Source organism: Flavobacterium litorale (assembly GCF_019613795.1).
Taxonomy (GTDB): Bacteria; Bacteroidota; Bacteroidia; order Flavobacteriales; family Flavobacteriaceae; genus Flavobacterium; species Flavobacterium litorale.
Window position 1 is genome coordinate 1,066,281 of the sequence record NZ_CP080429.1, and the last position, 20,397, is coordinate 1,086,677.

Below are 20,397 nucleotides of genomic sequence, written 5' to 3' on the forward strand. Positions count from 1 at the left end.
TACAGTTATATATACAATAGAGCAATCTCTTTTTTTGTTAAAATACGATTTTTAGAATTCGTTCATCGTTAAAAAATACATATTCATCTATGGTAAACTACACATTACCGATAAAAAATAATTAAAATATTACTATAGTGTACTTTTATCCTTGTAATTATTCATGAGCTGGCAAAACTAGTTAGCAATGTAATTTTCATGAATTAATTTTTTAATTGGTTAGGTGGATAAACGCTCTGAGTATTTTACTTGGAGCGTTTTTCTTTGCAAACTATCGCAAAAAATTCATTCATCGTTAAAAAGTAGATATTCATCTACGGTAAATTGCATGTTACCGATAAAAAATAATTACAAGGGTACTTATATATTACTTTTACTCCTATAATTAAATCATGAGCTAACAACTAGTTAGCAATGTAAATTTCATGAGTTAATTTTTTTAATTGGTTAGGTGGATGGACGCTCCGAGTACTTGTACTCGGAGCGTTTTTTTGTAATAAGTCCCTCATTTATTGTAAATAATCCATTCGTCGAAACTTTTATGCATTTCATAGTACCACTAGGTAGGGTAAACGAATAATGGAAATAAAATATAGATACCCGCCCTATATTTGACCTAAGAAAACGAAACAAAATCATCTGGGTAAAGATGTAAAAGCATATGAAAATTCAGTGATAGCCCCCCAATATTAGTCACTGGATCCTTAAATACTATTGCTAGTATATAGCCCACCAATCCCCTTTGGTGGGCTTTTTTTATAAGACTATTGATTTTTTAATTCTTCAATAATAACATCTTCATACTTAGCCTTTAATGGGAGTATCTCTTTAGTAACCTTGTTGGGTACCGTCATGGAGAGGACGTAATGCTTTATTTTCCACTTGCCATCCGCTTTCTCCAATACCCCCGATCCTCGGCATACCTTCATCCATGTATCCAGCAACTCATCAAACCATGCTGTTTTGCCATCGTTACTAAAATAAATATTACGCTCCAATGCTTTAAAATTCCACGCTTTACCCTTATCAAAATACGGTTTAGCAAAAGTGCTAAATGCTTTTTTATCCCAATTTTCGGTAGCATCGGTACCAATAAAATAGCCGTCGGTAGCTATTTTATCAAAATAACCATCAAAATCGGCTTGGGCAGCAGCAGTGTGCCAATCGTCCAATAAGGTATTAATAGCCGTTTTTTCGTTATTAGTATTAATTACTTTGTTTTGGGTGGTGCTACAGCCAATAATTGTAAAAGCAAACAGTATAAATAGTTTTTTCATGTAGGGTATATTTTCGCGTAAGCAAAACAAAGCTACACTTATTTTTTATGAAACATATGTAATTGGTTGCTATGCCAAACTGCCCTAACGATTTTAATACCTTTTTTAGCCTAAAAACTATTTTTCTTTTATTTTTACCACGCAGTAATACATTTCCTGTAAAAAATACAATAACACTACACTATATAAAAGGCATATTCCATGTTCAAATCCCGTTATATCAATTTCCTTGCACTCATCATTATCTCCATAACCGCAATTGTGTATTTAACAGATTATATTTTTGGTGTAGTTTCAGAGGGTACATTAGCCTTTTTACGTTGGGCATCGATATTTGGTTTGGTACTATACGGTATTAAAAAGAAGAGCCTTACTACTTGGATATTGGTTTGCCTTGTTATAGGTGCCTCTGTAGGATACGATTTTCCTGATGTAGCCGTACACCTTAGGGTACTGAGCAAGATATTCCTAAAAATGATTAAAACCATAGTAGGACCCCTTATTTTTGCTACACTGGTATACGGTATTGCAGGGCACTCCGATATTAAGCAGGTAGGGCGTATGGGCTGGAAATCACTACTCTACTTTGAGGTAGTAACTACTATAGCATTATTTATTGGTGTTGCAGCTATTAACCTGTTCCCTGTAGGTATGGGTATAGAGGCACCAGCAGCAATGCACGAGCAAATAACCGCAGCCAAACCCCAAACATGGCAGGATATTATACTGCATATATTTCCTGAAAACATAGCCCGATCGATGGCAGAAGGCGAAGTACTGCAAATAGTAGTATTTAGTGTAATATTTGGTATTGGGCTTATTATGGTACCTAAAGACAAACGTAAACCTATGGTAGATTTTACACAAAGCCTATCTGAGGTAATGTTTAAGTTTACCAACATTGTAATGTACTTTGCACCAATAGGGGTAGGGGCAGCAATGGCGTATACTGTAGGACACATGGGGCTTACCATATTAGAGAATTTATTCGGATTGCTACTACTACTGTATGGTGCATTGCTGGTGTTTTCGTTATTGGTTTTGTTGCCCATTGCACTTATTGCGCGCATACCACTAATACCGTTTATAAAAGCAATAAAACAACCCGTATCTATAGCCTTTGCTACTACAAGCTCAGAGGCAGCATTACCACGTGCTATGGAAGCTATGGAAAGTATTGGTGTACCCCGAAAAATAGTGTCGTTTGTAATGCCTATGGGGTATAGTTTTAATTTAGATGGTACTACGTTATACTTATCGTTAGCCAGTATATTTGTGGCACAAGCTGCGGGTATCGATTTGAGCCTTGGCGAACAACTTATAATGGTATTTACCCTAATGGTAACCAGTAAAGGAGTAGCAGGTATTCCGCGTGCCTCGTTGGTAATACTTATGGGTACAGCAGCCTCATTTAACCTGCCTGTATGGCCCATTATGGCAATATTGGGTATAGATGAACTTATGGATATGGCACGTACTTCTATTAACGTAATAGGAAACTGTTTGGCGTCGGCATTTATAGCCAAATGGGAAGGCGAGTTTGACCCTAATAAAGAGCATGGCGAGGAAGTTTTTGATGCCGATATACAAGAACCTTAAAATTGTTGTTGGTACGCTTTTTGAACCTTGTAATGTGTATTTACTAATAAACATGGCTATAAAAAAAATTAACATCCCACGTTTGCTTCGCATTGTATTTGGTATACTTATTATACTGCAAGCTATAGATGCTAAACAGTGGTGGCTAGCTATACCAGGTGTGTTTTTGTTAGTACTTGCGGCACTCAACCCAGGGTGTGGCACAGGTAGCTGTACTGTTCCGCACAAAAGAAACCGCTATACTACTGCTAAAAGGGCAGCACACAAGGACTAATATAATTTTACAAGAATTACATTTTTTACAATACTACTGACATAGGGCTGTCACTACCCCTACTTAATTTTGGTGTATAATAACATTAAAATTATTTGTCATGGAAAACAATGTACTACAAACAAGCCAAACAGCAATTACACTACAAGCCTTATTGGAGCATTGGCAGGGACACCGAACGTTGACCCGAAGAGTGATAGAAGCATTTCCTGAAAAAGAATTATTTACCTATAGTGTAGGGGGTATGCGACCCTTTGCAGTACTTGCTATGGAAATGATAGATTTGGCAGGACCTGGTATGCACGGATTATTAACGAACGATTGGGATGATTTTGCCGATTTACCACACCACAATACTGAATTGATGCCCAAAACAAAACAAGAGTTACTACAACTTTGGGATGAAATTACAGATGTTATTAATAAATTATGGGATGATTTTACCCCAGAGTTTATGGATAAACCCGTACTGGCATTCGGACAATTTCATGGTACGGTGCGCAGCACAATACTCTACTATATTGATAACGATATACACCACAGGGGGCAGGGCTATGTGTATTTACGTACTTTGGGTATAGAACCGCCTTTTTTTTGGGAAAGAGGATAACCAAAGCAAAATAATAAAAAAGGGTTATTGGGTAAGGCTACTAGTTTTAGCTTCAACCAATAGCCCTTAATTATTTTAGTATACCTAAGCGTTTACTATTTTTTAACTACTTCATGTTCGTAGTACCAAAGCCTTTTTTCGTTAGGCTTCGCCGAGGCTACTACGGGGCGTCCTACTTCATAAAAATGCCGCATTATCTGTTTTCCATACCAACTATTGCAGCGTTGTTTCCATGCTATAATAACACCACATTTCTGTTAAATAGTAGGGTTTTTTATTGGTAGCTTACGTAGCTTTGAAAATTAACTAAAATTTTAAAAACTTATTTTTTTGTAAAAAAAATTGATTAATAAATTGAAAAATAAGTTATTTGCTGAAATAATTTTCATTATATGTTAAAAACAGTAAATGTTTACAGAAAGATTGTAATGCGTAAGCTTACTAAAAATATGGCTAGCACCGTATTTAAAAGCACCGATACACTTAAAAATAAACAAGTAAAGCGTGTTTTAATTTGCAGACCGAACCATCGTTTGGGGAATATGTTATTAATAACACCGCTAGTGCAGGAGGTAGAAAATACGTTTCCAGATTGTAAGATAGATTTATTTGTAAAAGGAAACTTGAGTGCTATTATTTTTAAAAATTACTCATCTGTAGATAGAATTATAAAATTACCCAAAAAACACTTTAAACAGTTGGCAACTTATCTTGCGGGTTGGTATGCCATTAAAAAAAAGCACTATGATATTGTAATTAATGTAAATAAAAACTCATCGTCAGGTAGGCTTTCTACAAAAGCTGCTGCTGGTAAATATAAGTTTTTTGGCGATATTGAGGAGGAAGATATTGCCCCAAAACATGCCGATTACATTCATATAGCAAAGTATCCTGTATATAATTTTAGGCACTATTTATCATTACTAGGCGTAAACGAACGCAAAAATACCCCTGTGCCTACACTCAATATAAAATTAACCGCTGATGAGCTTGCCAAGGGTAAGGAGGTATTATACAATATTGTTAAGAACAACAATAAAACAATTAGCATTTTTACGCATGCATCAGGCTCAAAATGTTACTCCGAAGACTGGTGGACTACCTTTTATACACAATTAAAGGAAAAATACAGAAATTACAATATTATAGAAATTTTGCCCGTTGAAAATGTTTCGCAAATAGATTTTAAAGCACCATACTTTTACAGTAAAGATATTCGTGAAATAGCAGCAGTTATAGCCAATACTAGCGTTTTTATTGGTGCCGATAGTGGTATGATGCACTTAGCCAGTGCCTCGCAAACACCTACTGTAGCACTCTTTTCTGGTGGCAGAAGCACTGTTTACACTCCTTATAACGAAAATAGTATTGCAATTAGTACCAAAGATACTTGCCTTGAAGATTGGATGCCTATTTTAGACCGAATTATTACAATTGTTTAGCAGGATTAAACCCAATTTTGTAGTATATTTATAGCACAACTCCCCCACATACTTTAAGAATGTTTAGTGATAGAAAAATATTACTTGCCGATGACCACAGTATTGTTCGTCGTGGCGTAGCCCTTATACTAAAGGAAAACTTTCCTGATATTCAAATACTACATGCTGATAGTTTTGATGGTATTGAAGACGCCTTGGCTACAGGAAAAATAGATTTATTGGTTTTAGATATTAATTTGCCAGGGGGTAACTCTCCTAATATGATAAATAAAATCAGAGAACTACAACCGCTGGTTAAAATACTTGTTTTTTCTGCTTTTGATGAAGAGCAGTATGCCATACGTTACCTAAACTCGGGTGCAGATGGGTATTTAAACAAATTAACATCTGAAGATGAGATTGCCGCAGCAGTTAAAGCTATTTTACAAGGCGAAAACTATGTGAGTAAAAAGATTAGAACGAAGATAACCGAAAACGCTAAAAACAAAGTACCCGATAATCCCTTAGAAACTCTATCTAATAGGGAAATGGAAATTGTTTTGCTTTTTGTACAGGGTGAAGGTAATCTCGAAATTGCTAATAAACTCAACATACAAACCTCTACGGTAAGTACATACAAAACCCGAATTTTCGATAAGCTGGACGTAAGCAATATCGTGTCGTTGGTAGAGAAATATAAGCTATACAGCAAATAATTTACGCTGGTAATGTTATAATGTAAGTGTAACGGTTGTACCTTTTCCTTCGGTAGCATCAATTTTCATACTTACGCCCATTATTACCAGTAACTCTACTATAATTAGTAGTCCCATACCGCCATTCTCAACAGTGCCATCGGTTATACCTTTTATAAGGTTGTTGCAATACGCAAGTTTCTCGGCAGACATTCCTGTACCTGTGTCGGCTATAGTTATAATGGTGGTTTTGGCTGTTTGGGTAGCGTTAAAGGTTATACTGCCCCCTTTTGTGTGTTTAATGGCGTTATCCAGTAAGTTGTGTAGTACTATAGCAAGCAAGTGCTTATTGGTTGTTATACTTATATCCTTACTTACCTTGTTAGTTACTATGGTGTTACGCGATTTGGCAATGGTACTAAAAAACTGAATTTTTTCCTCTATTACTTTATGCAGCGGATAGGGAGCTATTTCCATATCACTGTCAGCCATTTTTGTGTATTCTAAAAAGTTATCTACAAAATGATATAGTTGTGAAGACGAGGTGTATATGGACTCTACATCTTCCTTTAGTACGCTATCATCTTTACTCAAATTATTGTATACATACCGCCCTGTTATTTCCATAAACTTAAGTGGACTCTTTATATCGTGGGTAATATTTTTTATAAGCTTAATATGGTTTTCATTCTGTTGGCTAAGGTCATCTTTTGTTTTTCGTAATGCCGATATTGTTGTACTAAGTTGTGTTGTACGTACAGCTACCTGCTGCTCCAACAATTCGTTTTTACGACGTATGTAGCGTAGTCTTATTTTAAAAACGCCAACAACAATAAGTATACCCCCTATAATAACAAGTATAACAAACCACGTGGTTTGCCAAAACGCTGGGGTTATGGAGAATGTAATACTTTTATAGGAGTAATTTGAATTGAAGCCTGAAAGTTTTCTTGCAATAAGTTCATATTTTCCAGGTGGTAGTGTGGAAAACGAGATGAAATTATTGTTTAGTACCGTCCAGTCTTGCGTTACAGGTCCAGTAAGTTTTGTTTCTATAGTCAAATTATTTTTATTGCCATAGTATGGGCTGGATACGTAAAATAGTATACGCTCAAAATCTCTATTCAAAACGAGGTTGGTACTGCTAAAGGTTGCTGTATCTACTTTTACTTCGTCAATAAAAATATCATTTTTAGGGAAACTTAATATAGTTTCCTCTGGCTCAAAATGTATAATTCCTTCCATAGAAGGGAAAAATATTCTTTCCTCACTAAGGTATACGCCACAGGGCTCGCAACCACCGTTAAATTCGTTTGTGGCAAACCCTGCTCCTTTATCGTAAAGATGGTAGTAAATATTCTGCCTCTTGCCCAATGCATAATCCAACAAATCTTGTTTGCTTACACAAAATAGCCCTTGGTTTGTTGTAACCCAAAAGTGTTGTTTTGCATCCTCAATAATGCAATTGGCTGTAAGTATGTAGCCGTTTTTATCAGCAGGGAAATTGGTAGTAACACCATCTTTGTGCAAAAACAAGCCTTTTTTATAGGTAGCTACCCATAATTCGTTTGGGTTGGAGCTGTACATGTTTCTAATATAAGCGTTGTTAAACCCTGCTACTTCTGTTAGTTTTTGTTGGGTTATGTTAAGCTTATGCATTTTTGTGCGTGAACCTACCCATAACTCGTTGTTGCTGGTGCTGCGTAACGACATTAGCCCGTGTTTCAACTTCATATACATTTCAGGAGCAGCATCTTTTTCGTTAGGGTTTATAACATACAAATAGCCTATTTCCTTGCCATTTCTTGGGCGGTTGGTACCAATCCAAATTTTTCCATCTACCGCCTTAATTATTGTTGTTATCCTACTCTCAATATGCCAATGATCAAATTTTTTATAGTTGGAATCTTTATAGTACTTGTAAAGGATGCTATAGCCTTTACGCCACAAATTACCATTATCATCAAAAACAATAGCATATCTATCGGGTGTTCCATCAAAATTTATGTTTTCTACATGTTTACCATTCTCAAAAACATCATTGGTTGCACTTATTATTTTATTGCCTCCGTAATTTGTAAGACCATAATAAACCCCGTCTGTACCATATTTATGCCTAATTGGCGATGCCATTTTTTTAAAGTCTTGCTTCTCTGCCACTATCAAACCCTTATTTTCGCTACCCATATATAGCTTGTTGTTTTTGGCATCAAAATAAAGGGCTATAATGTTATCGTTTCTATTAAAGTCATTATACAATAGCTTGGTTTGTAGCGTTCCGTTTTTGTGTGTTACAGCGTAAACATTTTTTCCTACCGTTAAAAAAAACTGATTTGCAAGTTCGTTCTTATAAAAGCAGTATCCTTTAGCATCTGGTACGTCAAATGTTTTATGTATAAGAGTATCGTGCCTGATTTCGTTGTAGTTGTTGCTAGTTTTCATTTCGTAGAGCTTACCCGAAATGCTAAAAAACTGTGTAGAATCTACAATAGTATGAGCAAACGCTTGTTTTAGCGCTCTATTTTTATTAAAAACTCTAACACTATCGTCACCTATAACATAGCTATTTCCATTGGAGCACAACGTAAAAAACTCTGTGGTATTACTAAAATGGAGCGATGATGTAAACTTAACATTACCTTTTAGATGTTTTCTTTTCGGAACTGCTAATGCAGGATGTGCTATAGTATCTTTAACCACGTTTCGGTTTCGGATTAAAAAGTAATCCTGTACTTCATTTCTAATCAGGATACTATCTTTAGCAATACTACCTCCAAAAGCATGCATCCTATCGGATTTTGTATTTAGCATGTTGGTAAAAGAGCTAAACACTTTAAAGTTTTTACCATCAAAGCGTACCAAACCATTTTCTGTGGCAAGCCACATATAGCCATACTTATCTTTAATAATGGATTTTACGGTGTTTTGTGGCAAATGGTTACTATCGGCAGAGTATCGGGTTATACGATAGGTGCTATTTTGCGCTTGGCATTTACCAATGCCAATAACCAACAGTAACAACAATAATCGGATAAAAAACCTCATGTATGCTTTGTAATGAAAAATTGAATTTAAAGTAGATAGAATAAAGATACTACTATTTTTTGTAGAATTAATTCTACAAAACAGAAACAACTTTTGTGTTGTTAATAAAAATTCAGTAATTATATTTGCAACTGTGTGAAACGCATCAATTTGTGTTATTATATTGTTTTGTTTATGATGCGTTAATGAACTGACTTAAATTAATAAAGATAATTTTTTGCCCCCCGATTACCTTTATGTTATTTAGAGGTTTATAACCGGAAAAGATGTGAGCGAATACCGTTTACATCTTTCCTTATTTAAAGGTGTATCGTAAAAATTAATTTTTTAAAGATTGCTGCTATTTAAAACAAAGCCCGATTTACCTGTATGGTAAATCGGGCTTTGTTGTAGGGGTATTTTCGTTGCCCTACTCTACAACACTTTGTAAGTTTTTTAGCATGTCGGTGGTCATATCATTCAAATCATATTTGTGTTTCCAATTCCAATCGTTACGGGCATGGCTATCATCTATATTCTTTGGCCAGCTATCGGCAATTTTCTGTCTAAAATCAGGTACATAATCTATTGTAAAATCAGGGATATGCGCTTTAATCGCTTCGGCAATTTCTTTAGGTGTAAAATCCATAGCCGATAGGTTGTACGACGAACGTATTTTTATATTCTCTGTAGGTGCTTGCATAATGGCTATGGTAGCACGTACAGCATCGTCCATATACATCATGGGCAGTCGTGTGTCTTCTGATAGGAAAGAAGTATATTTACCCTTACTAAGTGCCTCGTGGTATATGGCAACAGCATAATCGGTAGTACCACCGCCTGGCATGGCAGACCAACTTATAAGCCCTGGGTAACGTATGCTACGCACATCTACACCATGTACTTTATTATAATATTCGCACCATCTTTCGCCTGCCTGTTTAGAGATACCGTATACTGTAGAGGGCTCCATTACGGTATACTGTGGTGTATCCTCTTTAGGTGTAGTAGGACCAAAAACCGCAATGCTGGATGGCCAAAATATTTTCTTGATTTTTCCTTCCTTAGCTAGGTTAAGAACATGGAAAAGCGAATTCATATTTAAATCCCACGCAAAAGCAGGATTTTTCTCGGCAGTGGCCGATAGTAGTGCTGCCATGAGGTATACCTCAGTAACACCATATTTATCTATAATACTTTCTATTTGATTACGATTTAAGGCATCAACTACCTCAAAAGGACCCGATGATACAAACGCTGCATTGCCCTCTCTAACGTCAGATGCAATAACATTGTCTTTACCATACAGGTTTCGCAGTTTCTGGGTTAGCTCCGTACCTATTTGGCCACAGGCTCCAATAATCAAAATAGTACTCATAGTTGTGTTGTTTAATTGCACAAATATACTATTTTCAGATTACGAAATATGTGATTTATTGCCTTGCTCGTAACAAAACGTTGCCGTATTGTGATTTTTAGTTTAATATGACTGCTATATTCTTAAAATGGTTTGCTGCTTACTGCTTGGTAACGAGTGCCTTTTTAGATTTTAAATTTTAATAAACAACACATTGGTCTAACATTTGTAAATTTGTACTCCAATACAGCATTATGAGATATACCTTATTTATACTAACCGCTTTTTTGAGCCTTGCTTTAGCATCGTGTGCAGATGATAACGAAAAGCGCCTTGCTGAAGCTCTTGAAGCAGAGCAGCGTAACGACTCTATACTAAAAGTAATAAGCAGTAACTGGCAGTTTGACGTGCCAGAACCCACCAAAAAAGTAAAAGAGCGTACTAGTGATTGGAACGAGTGGAAGCAGTTTAGAGCGGAGTTGGACCAAAAACCTACGGGTATATTAACAGCTTACCAACAAAAAACCGAAAAGCTTATTAAAGAAATTGGTGACCTAAAAACAAGTATTCCACCATTTTTTAATGAACCTGAAGTACGTAGCCGTATTGCGGTGCTGGATACCAAAACAAAATCGTTATATACCTACATTACCCTAAATGCCGTACAATGCGATAAGGTAATCCCTTTAATAGATGAAATAGCCCACGAAACAGCAGCCATACAAGCACAATTGGATGAGTTAATTAGAATAAGCGAAATTCCTACCGAGATAGGCGAAGCACAAATGTTACGTGCCCGTGATACTTTGCGTATGGCAAACCCCGAAACAGCCCCGCAACCCTCTATATTGCCACCCAAAGCGGTAGATTTAAAACCCAATACCAACATGCCTACAGGCAATAGGTAACCTTTTAAGAATAACGATAAATCTGAAACTGAAAATTGAAACCCGAAATAACAGCGTTATACCAAAAGTCGGCAAAAATACACCAAATTGCTACGGCACTGCAGCAACGCGAAAATAAACTCCATATAAAAGGGCTACTAGGCTCATCGTTATCCTTTACCATACACCCGTTATTTGAGGCAGGGCAACACCCCTTTTTATTGGTTTTTACCGATAAAGAAGAAGCGGCCTATTACCTAAACGATTTAGAGAAACTAGTAGGCGAAGATGATGTATTGTTTTATCCAGGCTCGTACCGCCGCCCCTACCAAATAGAGGAAACCGATAATGCCAATGTATTGCTCCGCGCAGAAGTGCTAAACCGTATAAATTCGCGCAGAAAACCTGCCATAATAGTATCGTATGCCGAAGCATTGTTTGAAAAAGTAGTAACCCGTAAAGATTTAGAGAAAAACACCCTAAAGGTAGCTACGGGCGACCAAATAAGCATCGATTTTATTAATGAGGTATTATTTGAGTACGAATTCCGTCGTGTTGATTTTGTAACCGAACCTGGCGAATTTTCGGTACGGGGTGGTATTGTAGATGTTTTCTCGTTTAGCAACGATAATCCCTACCGCATTGAGTTTTTCGGTAACGAAGTAGATAGCATCCGTACGTTTGATGTAGAAACACAGTTATCGCTCCAAATCAATAAAAAAATATCGGTTATCCCGAATGTCGAAAATAAATTCATGCAAGAAAGCAGGCAGAGCTTTTTGGACTACATTAACGAAAAAACCGTTCTTTTTCTTCAGAATACCGAAGCCATGCTTGGGCAACTGGATGTGCTGTTTGATAAAGCAGGCGAAGCCTTTACAAAATTATCCGAAGATATAAAACATGCTACCCCCGAGGAGTTATTCCTAAACCAAGCCTCTTTTCTCAAAAAAGCACAAGATTTTACCGTAGTAGAGTTGGCTACCAAACCCGTATTCAAATCCGATGCATCGTTTGAATTCCATATACAACCCCAACCCTCGTTTAACAAACAGTTCGATTTACTGCTTACCAACCTAAACGAAAATCACGAAAACGGCTTTAAAAACTATATTTTTTGTGCTAATGAGGCACAAGCAGCACGTTTTCATGATATTTTTGAAAGCATAGATGCCGAAAATCATGAAGATATTCGGAAACAATATAAAACCATTGTGTTCCCGATATACGAAGGGTTTATTGATGCCGAAAACCAAATTGCCTGTTATACCGATCATCAAATTTTTGAGCGTTACCACCGCTTTAATGTAAAAAATGGCTACTCCAAAAAGCAAACCATTACGTTAAAAGAGTTAAGCTCCTTATCGGTGGGCGATTATGTAACGCATATTGACCATGGTATTGGTAAGTTTGGCGGACTCCAAAAAATAGAGGTAGACGGCAAAAAACAAGAAGCAATAAAACTGGTATACGCCGATAACGATATTGTGTATGTAAGCATCCACTCGCTGCATAAAATAGCCAAATACAATGGTAAAGACGGCGCACCACCCAAAATATATAAACTAGGGAGTAGTGCTTGGAAAACCTTAAAACAAAAAACCAAAACACGGGTTAAAAACATAGCCTTTAACCTTATAAAGCTATATGCCCAACGCAGGCTTGATAAAGGTTACCAATATGCCCCAGACAGTTATATGCAGGCAGAATTAGAATCGTCGTTTATATACGAAGATACGCCCGACCAAGTTACGGCTACCCGCGATGTAAAAGCCGATATGGAGAGCGAACGCCCTATGGATAGGCTGGTGTGTGGCGATGTAGGTTTTGGTAAAACCGAAGTAGCCATTAGAGCAGCCTTTAAAGCTGTAGATAACGGCAAGCAGGTAGCCATTTTGGTACCTACCACCATACTCGCGTTTCAGCATTACAAAACCTTTAGCGAAAGGCTAAAGGATATGCCCGTAACTATTGGGTATATTAACCGTTTCCGTACAGCAAAACAAAAATCGCAAACCTTAAAAGACCTTGCCGAAGGCAAACTGGATATTATTATTGGTACACACCAACTTACCAATAAAAATGTGGTATTTAAAGATTTAGGTTTGCTGATAGTAGATGAGGAACAAAAATTTGGCGTAAACGTAAAGGATAAATTAAAAACTATTGCCAAAAACGTAGATACACTTACATTAACGGCAACCCCCATACCCCGAACACTACAATTCTCGTTAATGGCAGCACGTGATTTATCTGTTATTACTACGCCACCACCCAACCGTTATCCTATAGAAACGCATGTAGTAGGCTTTAATGAAGAAACCATTCGGGAGGCTATTACTTACGAAATTCAGCGTGGCGGACAAGTATTCTTTGTCAATAACCGTATCGAAAATATTAAAGAAGTAGCAGGAATGATTCAGCGTTTGGTACCTGGTGCTAAAGTAGGCGTAGGGCACGGACAAATGGAGGGTAAAAAACTAGAAGAATTAATGCTTGCCTTTATGGATGGCGAGTTTGATGTACTGGTAGCGACCACAATAATTGAAAGCGGGCTTGATGTACCGAATGCCAACACGATTTTTATTAATAATGCGAATAACTTCGGATTATCCGACCTGCACCAAATGCGCGGTAGGGTAGGGCGTAGCAACAAAAAAGCATTCTGTTATTTTATTACACCACCCTACAGTGCCATGACTGAAGATGCCCGCAAACGCATACAAGCACTAGAGCAATTTAGCGAATTGGGTAGTGGCTTTAACATTGCAATGAAAGACCTTGAAATTCGTGGTGCGGGCGATTTACTCGGTGGTGAGCAAAGTGGATTTATAAATGAGATAGGTTTTGATACCTACCAAAAAATAATGAATGAAGCTATTGAGGAGCTAAAAGAAAACGAGTTTAAAGACTTATACGAAGATGCCGAGCAACCCGCACAGAAAGAGTACGTAAAGGAAATACAAATTGATACTGATTTTGAGCTGCTATTCCCTGACGATTATATTAATAACATTACCGAAAGGCTAAACTTGTATAACGAGTTAAGTGCCATTAAAACCGAAGAGGCTTTACAACAGTTTGAACAAAAACTTACCGACCGTTTTGGACCTTTACCGCAACAAGCAAAGGCTTTGCTGATTAGCATGCGCATAAAATGGCTGGCTACCAAAATGGGTATCGAAAAACTGATACTAAAACAAGGTAAAATGATAGGTTATTTTGTAGGCGACCAACAATCGGATTATTACCAATCGGAAAATTTCCGTAAGGTATTACAGTTTGTGCAAGAGCAGCCTGCCCTTAGCCGTATGAAAGAGAAACAAACCAAAAACGGGCTGCGCTTATTGCTAACTTTCGATAATGTAAAAACATTACCTAAAGCATTACAACTTTTGGAAAAAGTATTTGAATAGAAGTTCTGAATAGAGAATATGGGTTTGAGTAATAAAAAAGCACTGAGAAATCAGTGCTTTTTTATTATAAATTTTTAAGGTCTTTTATTACTTTAAAGGCAACATCAACCTCTTCTTCACTTACCAGTATTGTAAACTCGTACGATGTAGAGATAACTTCGTTTATAATAATGCCTTCCCAAGCTAACCTCTGGAAGATGTAATAATATACTCCAGGAGTAGAGATATTATCTTTAGGTAATCGTATTGTAATAGAGGCTAAATTATCTACGCGCTCTACCATTTTTTCTTCTGCAAACAGGCGTTCTACAAGGTCGTTTACCGACGAACTAACTACAATATTGGTTTCGTTTACGCCACGCGATGAGGTGTAAAATACTTCGGGATTAGTGGTAATACTATTAATGAGTTCTACGTGTTTATCCAACATGGTATCGGATACTGCAAAAGTATAGTCCGTTAAAGATGAGCGTACCGTAATTTCTCCTATGGATTTTAATACTTTAACAATTTTATGGTTAAGTCGGAAATCAAGATCTTCTGATAGTCGTTTGAGCGACATGACTACGGCACCTTGTTTTATATCTTTTCCTAACTCCAACTCTAGCTCAGGCATCATGGTTCGGGCAAGAGAGGTAAGGTTTATAATGCCTTGCGATAGTGCGCTCAGCAAAAATGGTTTTGTCTTTATGTAGTGCTCTACTACAGAAGATATTGTTTTCATAGGGTAAAGGGTTGTAGTTGTAGTTGTTATTTAGTGAAACAAATATACAAAGTAAAACATTCTGTTAAATATTTAACAAACTAAAAATTACAAAAATGATTTTTATTTCACATCAAACACATTACTTGTTTAATATGTATTGCTAAGTTTTGTCCTAAAAATGTAATTTTTTGTAACTATTAGCTCATTTTTAGAGGTTTAAGTTGTTTTGTAGTATGGTTTTATCTTTTTTGTTAAACATTACACAACTACAATTTTTTTGAAGTTTTTATACTTTTTTGGTTCTTTTTGTTTAACCTAAAAGTGAAAAAAAGCATCTTCCAGATGTTCTATTTCAAACGTTTTCGCTTTTTTGTGTATGGCAATAATATCAAAACGCGTTGTTACATCTAAATCGTTCTGTAATATGTATTCGTTTACGGCTTTTACTAGTAATTGTATTTTTTTGGGTTTTACAAAATCCTGTGGTAAACCAAAATCGGTACTGGATCGGGTTTTTACCTCCACAATAGCCAATATACCATCTTTTTGGGCAATAATGTCAATTTCGGCTTTCTGGAAAATCCAGTTGGTTTCCAGTATAGTATATTCCTTTTTTTGCAAGTATTCTACCGCTAATGCCTCACCTAGTTTACCCAGCTCGTTATGCTCTGCCATTACTCAAAAATTACTGTTGTTCCTTTGGTAGTTACATCAAGGGTTATTTTGTGTCCTAAAATTAGTGTTCGGTTATCGGGTAAGTGTCCCGCAGGAAAATTAAAACACATCGGGATGTTATACTCCTTAGTAATATCTCTTATAATTTCTAAAGCATCATGTCCCCACGGTATGGCGTTATCGTTCATATCCGTCATACCACCTATTATAATACCCTTTACGTTATTAAAATAACCATTGCGTTTTACGTTCATCAACATACGATCAATATGATACAAATATTCATCAAGGTCCTCTACAAAAAGTATTTTATTAGTATAATTTATCTCAGAGCGTGAACCTATTATGCTGTATAGTACCGATAAGTTACCGCCTACCAATACACCATTTGTTTTCCCTTGCTTATTAAAAGGGTGAGGAGCTATGCTATAGCTCATTTTTTTACCAAACAAAGCTCCTTTTAAGCTTGCTATAGCTTTGGGTGTACTGCTTGGCATTGTAGAGCACATAATGGCATGTAGTGTAGCAATACCCATAGCATTAATATGGCTGTGTAGCACGGTAACATCGCTAAAACCAATAATCCATTTTGGGTTTTTCTTAAACGGAGTAAAATCAACAAGTTCTACCATGCGTACCGTACCGTAGCCCCCTTTGGCGCACCAAACCGCTTTTATAGTAGGGTTATCTATCATAGTCTGGAAATCAGACGCACGCTCTTCGTCAGTTCCCGCTAGTTGGTTATTATTATCTCGTCCTATGGTATTCCCTATAATTACAGTAAGCCCCCATTCCTCTAGCAACGCTATACTAGGTTGTAACGTTTCAAGGTCTATTTTTCGGGCTGTAGCTACTATGGCTACAGTATCGCCTTTTTGTAAATAGGGTGGTATTTTCATAATGCTTTATGCTATAGTAACAAACTTAACTAAAAAAGAGATAATTGCAATTGGCAAATGTGTGCAAACTTTATAACATTCAACTTTACGACTTTGCAACTATATTGTACATTTGTGCTTAAACCAAATTTTACCGATGATACAGAACCCAAAACGATATACCATTACGGCGGCATTGCCGTACACTAACGGACCCATACATATAGGGCACCTTGCAGGGGTGTATGTTCCTGCCGATATTTATGCCCGCTTTTTACGATTGCAAGGTAAGGATGTAGCGTTTATCTGCGGAAGCGATGAGCATGGTGCCGCGATACCTATGAAAGCGAAAAAAGAAGGTAGTACACCGCAGGAGGTTATTGATAAGTATAACGGTATAATTAAACAATCGTTTGAAGATTTCGGAATATCGTTTGATAATTACTCGCGTACTTCCTCAAAAATACATCACGATACAGCATCAGCATTTTTTAAGAAGATGTATGATGATGGTAAGTTTATTGAAGAAGTAACAGAACAATTGTATGATGAGCAAGCCAATCAGTTTCTTGCTGATCGTTTTGTAATGGGTACCTGTCCAAATTGTGGTAACGAAGAGGCGTATGGCGACCAATGCGAGAAATGTGGATCATCATTAAATGCTACCGATTTAATTAACCCAAAATCTACCATTACAGGTTCTAAACCCATAACAAAAAGCACCAAGCATTGGTTTTTACCTTTAAACGAGTACGATACCTTTTTACGTGAGTGGATACTAGGAGAACATAAAAAAGACTGGAAGCCTAACGTTTTAGGTCAGGTAAAATCGTGGTTGGACGATGGGTTGAAACCTCGTGCTGTAACCCGCGACCTCGATTGGGGTATTCCTGTACCTGTAGCGGGTGCAGATGGTAAAGTGCTTTATGTTTGGTTTGATGCACCGCTTGGGTATATATCGTCTACCAAAGAGTGGGCTGAGCGTGAAGGTAAAGATTGGGAATCCTACTGGAAAAGCGATGATACTAAATTGGTACACTTTATTGGGAAGGATAATATAGTATTTCACTGCATTATATTTCCAGCCATGCTAAAAGCAGAAGGCTCTTATATCTTACCCGATAACGTACCTGCCAATGAGTTTTTAAACCTGGAAGGCAAAAAATTATCAACATCTAAAAACTGGGCAGTTTGGCTGCACGAATATTTAGAGGATTTTCCAGAAAAGCAAGATGTATTGCGTTACACATTAACATCGAACGCACCAGAAACAAAAGACAACGATTTTACTTGGAAAGATTTTCAGGCACGTAATAACAATGAGCTTGTTGCCATATTTGGCAATTTTATTAATAGGGTAGTAGTACTTACTAACAAGTATTACGATGGCATTATACCAGCACCCAATACTTATACCGAAGTTGACGAGGCTACACTTGCCGAAATGAAAGCCTATCCTGCGGTTATAGCAAACAGCATAGAGCGTTACCGTTTTAGAGAAGCGCTTACGGAGTTGATGAACTTAGCCCGATTGGGGAATAAATACTTAGCCGACGAAGAGCCTTGGAAAGTAATTAAACAAGACCCTGAGCGTGTACAAACCCAAATGTATGTAGCCCTACAAATAGCAACCGCTTTGGCAGTACTTAGTGAGCCATTTTTACCCTTTACAGCAAACAAGCTAAAAAACATACTTAAACTGGACGAACGCCCTGAGCCTATTATAACTATGGGTATTGTAGACGAAACATTAAGTGTTAACGATGCTATTCGTGCGCATGTTACCCGTTGGGAAGATGTGGGTACCACTACCGATTTAATCCCGTCGGGGCATCATATAGGCGCAGCGGAGTTGCTTTTTGCAAAAATTGAAGATGAGGAAATACAAAAGCAAATAGATAAATTAGAGGCTACAAAAACGGCTAATGCTGCCGAAAACAAGAAAGCTGAACCACAAAAAGAACTAATCACTTTTGAGGATTTCGCTAAAATGGATATCCGAACAGGTACCATATTGGAGGCAGAAAAAATGCCCAAAGCCAATAAATTATTAATACTTAAAGTAGATACGGGTATTGATGTTCGAACTATAGTAAGCGGTATTGCAGCACATTTTAAACCCGAGGCTATAATAGGAAAACGTGTTACCGTATTGGTTAACTTGGCTCCACGTAAATTACGCGGTGTAGAAAGCCAAGGGATGATATTAATGACAGAGGATAAACAAGGAAAACTAGTATTTGTAAACCCTGATACTGATGGCGTAGCTAATGGCGAAATGATAAGCTAAACAACAATACAATAATAACCATTGTAAACTTTGCCATTACAAGTGAGCGTATTAGTAGCAGCCATGTTGCTGTGCTATAATTAGCCCATTTGTAGTGGTAATTTTTTATACCATAATTAATTTAAAATATGTATACTAAACTTAATATAGATGAATGGGCACGCCGTGAACATTTTGAGTTTTTTAAAAAGTTTGAAGAACCCTTTTTCGGAACGGTTGCTAATATAGATGTTACCCATGCCTATGCAAATGCTAAGGAGTATAACTTTTCGTTCTATCTTTACTATTTGCATAAGATTATAACTACCGTTAACGAAATCGAGGCATTTCGGTACCGAATCTCTAACGATGAGGTACTCATTTACGATAGTATAGATGCATCACCTACTGTAATGCGCGATGATAACACTTTCGGATTCTCACTGTTCACTTTTCATCCTAATTTTAAAATATTTCAAGAAAAAGCTAAAGAAGAAATAATTAGAGTCCAAAACACACCAGGCTTATTTACGAGGTCTTTTAATACCGATAATATTATCCATTTTTCAGCACTGCCATGGGTTAATTTTACCTCGCTTTCTCATGCGCGTAGTTTTACTTTTCCCGATAGTTGTCCTAAAATATCTGTAGGTAAAATAACAGAATCTAATAGATATAAAACAATGCCAGTATCGGTAAATGCACACCATGCGCTTATGGATGGCTACCATGTTGGGCAATTTTTTGAATTGCTACAGCAAAATTTAAATGAAGTTTAGGGAGGGGTAGTATTTAGTTTGCAGATATTCCTATAAAGTAAGAACCCCGGTTTGCACCGGGGATCCATCCAACTAAAAAATTACTAAACAATTACGATAGACTAATCCACCATAATTTTCTTCGAAATTATTTAAAGCTATTTATAGCTTTAAGATAATTACCTGTTGTTACTATATATAGAACGCTAGACTTCAATTTTTACAACAGAACATTAATAATTGATAAATCATAATTTAAATCTATCACATATTGCAAAATGTTCGTTATTGTGTAGCAAATATACTACTACTTTTTTAAAAAAGTGCACTAGTCAATAAAAATAACGTATTTATTTTTATACTATTGTTAATCAAAATAGTATTCTGCTGCTAAATAACCCCGCTGGATTATAATAACGTAAAATCTCCCAATAGTATAACCACTGGGAGACCTTACATCCAACTAAAAAATTACTAAAACTTATAATGACCTGAATCATTATAATTATCGTGTAAGCTTTAACTTTAATGAGCTAAGAGAAAAAGCTATT

Annotated in this window: 15 protein-coding genes; 9 read left to right on the plus strand and 6 right to left on the minus strand. The window is 36.6% G+C overall.

What is annotated here, in order from left to right; all coding sequences use genetic code 11:
- Positions 1–764 precede the first annotated feature (764 nt).
- The gene (locus tag K1I41_RS04775) at positions 765–1,277 is read right to left on the minus strand and encodes a nuclear transport factor 2 family protein (RefSeq protein WP_220641544.1); all 513 of its coding nucleotides are present in this window, start codon (positions 1,275–1,277) and stop codon (positions 765–767) included.
- Positions 1,278–1,478: 201 nt separating this feature from the next.
- On the opposite strand from K1I41_RS04775, the gene K1I41_RS04780 reads away from it, so the two are divergent.
- The 5 genes from K1I41_RS04780 (at position 1,479) to K1I41_RS04800 (ending at position 5,897) form a co-directional block, all read left to right on the plus strand.
- Entirely contained in the window at positions 1,479–2,876 is a 1,398-nt protein-coding gene (locus tag K1I41_RS04780) for a dicarboxylate/amino acid:cation symporter (RefSeq protein ID WP_220641545.1), read from the plus strand.
- Between the two features lie 52 nt (positions 2,877–2,928).
- Entirely contained in the window at positions 2,929–3,150 is a 222-nt protein-coding gene (locus tag K1I41_RS04785) for a hypothetical protein (RefSeq protein WP_220641546.1), read from the plus strand.
- Positions 3,151–3,250: 100 nt separating this feature from the next.
- Positions 3,251–3,760, plus strand: coding sequence for a DinB family protein (locus tag K1I41_RS04790; RefSeq protein WP_220641547.1), 510 nt, complete (start codon positions 3,251–3,253; stop codon positions 3,758–3,760).
- Positions 3,761–4,152: 392 nt separating this feature from the next.
- Complete coding sequence (locus K1I41_RS04795) at positions 4,153–5,202, plus strand: glycosyltransferase family 9 protein (RefSeq protein ID WP_255566966.1); 1,050 nt, start codon at positions 4,153–4,155, stop codon at positions 5,200–5,202.
- Positions 5,203–5,261: 59 nt separating this feature from the next.
- Entirely contained in the window at positions 5,262–5,897 is a 636-nt protein-coding gene (locus K1I41_RS04800) for a response regulator (RefSeq protein ID WP_220641548.1), read from the plus strand.
- Between the two features lie 15 nt (positions 5,898–5,912).
- On the opposite strand, the gene K1I41_RS04805 is transcribed toward K1I41_RS04800, so the two are convergent.
- Positions 5,913–8,921 carry a sensor histidine kinase gene (locus K1I41_RS04805; RefSeq protein ID WP_220641549.1) on the minus strand — a complete coding sequence of 1,003 codons (3,009 nt, stop codon included), beginning with the start codon at positions 8,919–8,921 and terminating at the stop codon, positions 5,913–5,915.
- Between the two features lie 409 nt (positions 8,922–9,330).
- Positions 9,331–10,278, minus strand: coding sequence for an L-threonine 3-dehydrogenase (locus K1I41_RS04810; protein ID WP_220641550.1), 948 nt, complete (start codon positions 10,276–10,278; stop codon positions 9,331–9,333).
- Positions 10,279–10,511: 233 nt separating this feature from the next.
- Here K1I41_RS04810 and K1I41_RS04815 point away from each other — a divergent pair, with 233 nt between their 5' ends.
- Together K1I41_RS04815 and mfd are read left to right on the plus strand one after the other, a co-directional pair.
- Entirely contained in the window at positions 10,512–11,165 is a 654-nt protein-coding gene (locus K1I41_RS04815; protein ID WP_220641551.1) for a hypothetical protein, read from the plus strand.
- 35 nt (positions 11,166–11,200) lie between these two features.
- Positions 11,201–14,560, plus strand: a complete 3,360-nt coding sequence (gene mfd / locus K1I41_RS04820) for a transcription-repair coupling factor (RefSeq protein ID WP_220641552.1) — start codon at positions 11,201–11,203, stop codon at positions 14,558–14,560.
- A gap of 64 nt (positions 14,561–14,624) precedes the next feature.
- On the opposite strand, the gene K1I41_RS04825 is transcribed toward mfd, so the two are convergent.
- From K1I41_RS04825 to K1I41_RS04835, 3 genes are all read right to left on the minus strand, one after another.
- Entirely contained in the window at positions 14,625–15,284 is a 660-nt protein-coding gene (locus K1I41_RS04825) for an aspartate kinase (protein WP_220641553.1), read from the minus strand.
- 297 nt (positions 15,285–15,581) lie between these two features.
- Positions 15,582–15,941, minus strand: coding sequence for a YraN family protein (locus tag K1I41_RS04830; protein ID WP_220641554.1), 360 nt, complete (start codon positions 15,939–15,941; stop codon positions 15,582–15,584).
- The gene (locus K1I41_RS04835; protein ID WP_220641555.1) at positions 15,941–16,840 is read right to left on the minus strand and encodes a S66 peptidase family protein; all 900 of its coding nucleotides are present in this window, start codon (positions 16,838–16,840) and stop codon (positions 15,941–15,943) included. The genes K1I41_RS04830 and K1I41_RS04835 overlap by 1 nt, the downstream gene beginning before the upstream one ends.
- A gap of 136 nt (positions 16,841–16,976) precedes the next feature.
- On the opposite strand from K1I41_RS04835, the gene metG reads away from it, so the two are divergent.
- Both metG and K1I41_RS04845 read left to right on the plus strand, forming a co-directional pair.
- Positions 16,977–19,109, plus strand: a complete 2,133-nt coding sequence (gene metG / locus K1I41_RS04840; protein ID WP_220641556.1) for a methionine--tRNA ligase — start codon at positions 16,977–16,979, stop codon at positions 19,107–19,109.
- A gap of 128 nt (positions 19,110–19,237) precedes the next feature.
- Positions 19,238–19,867, plus strand: coding sequence for a CatA-like O-acetyltransferase (locus K1I41_RS04845; protein ID WP_220641557.1), 630 nt, complete (start codon positions 19,238–19,240; stop codon positions 19,865–19,867).
- The last annotated feature ends 530 nt before the right edge of the window (positions 19,868–20,397 follow it).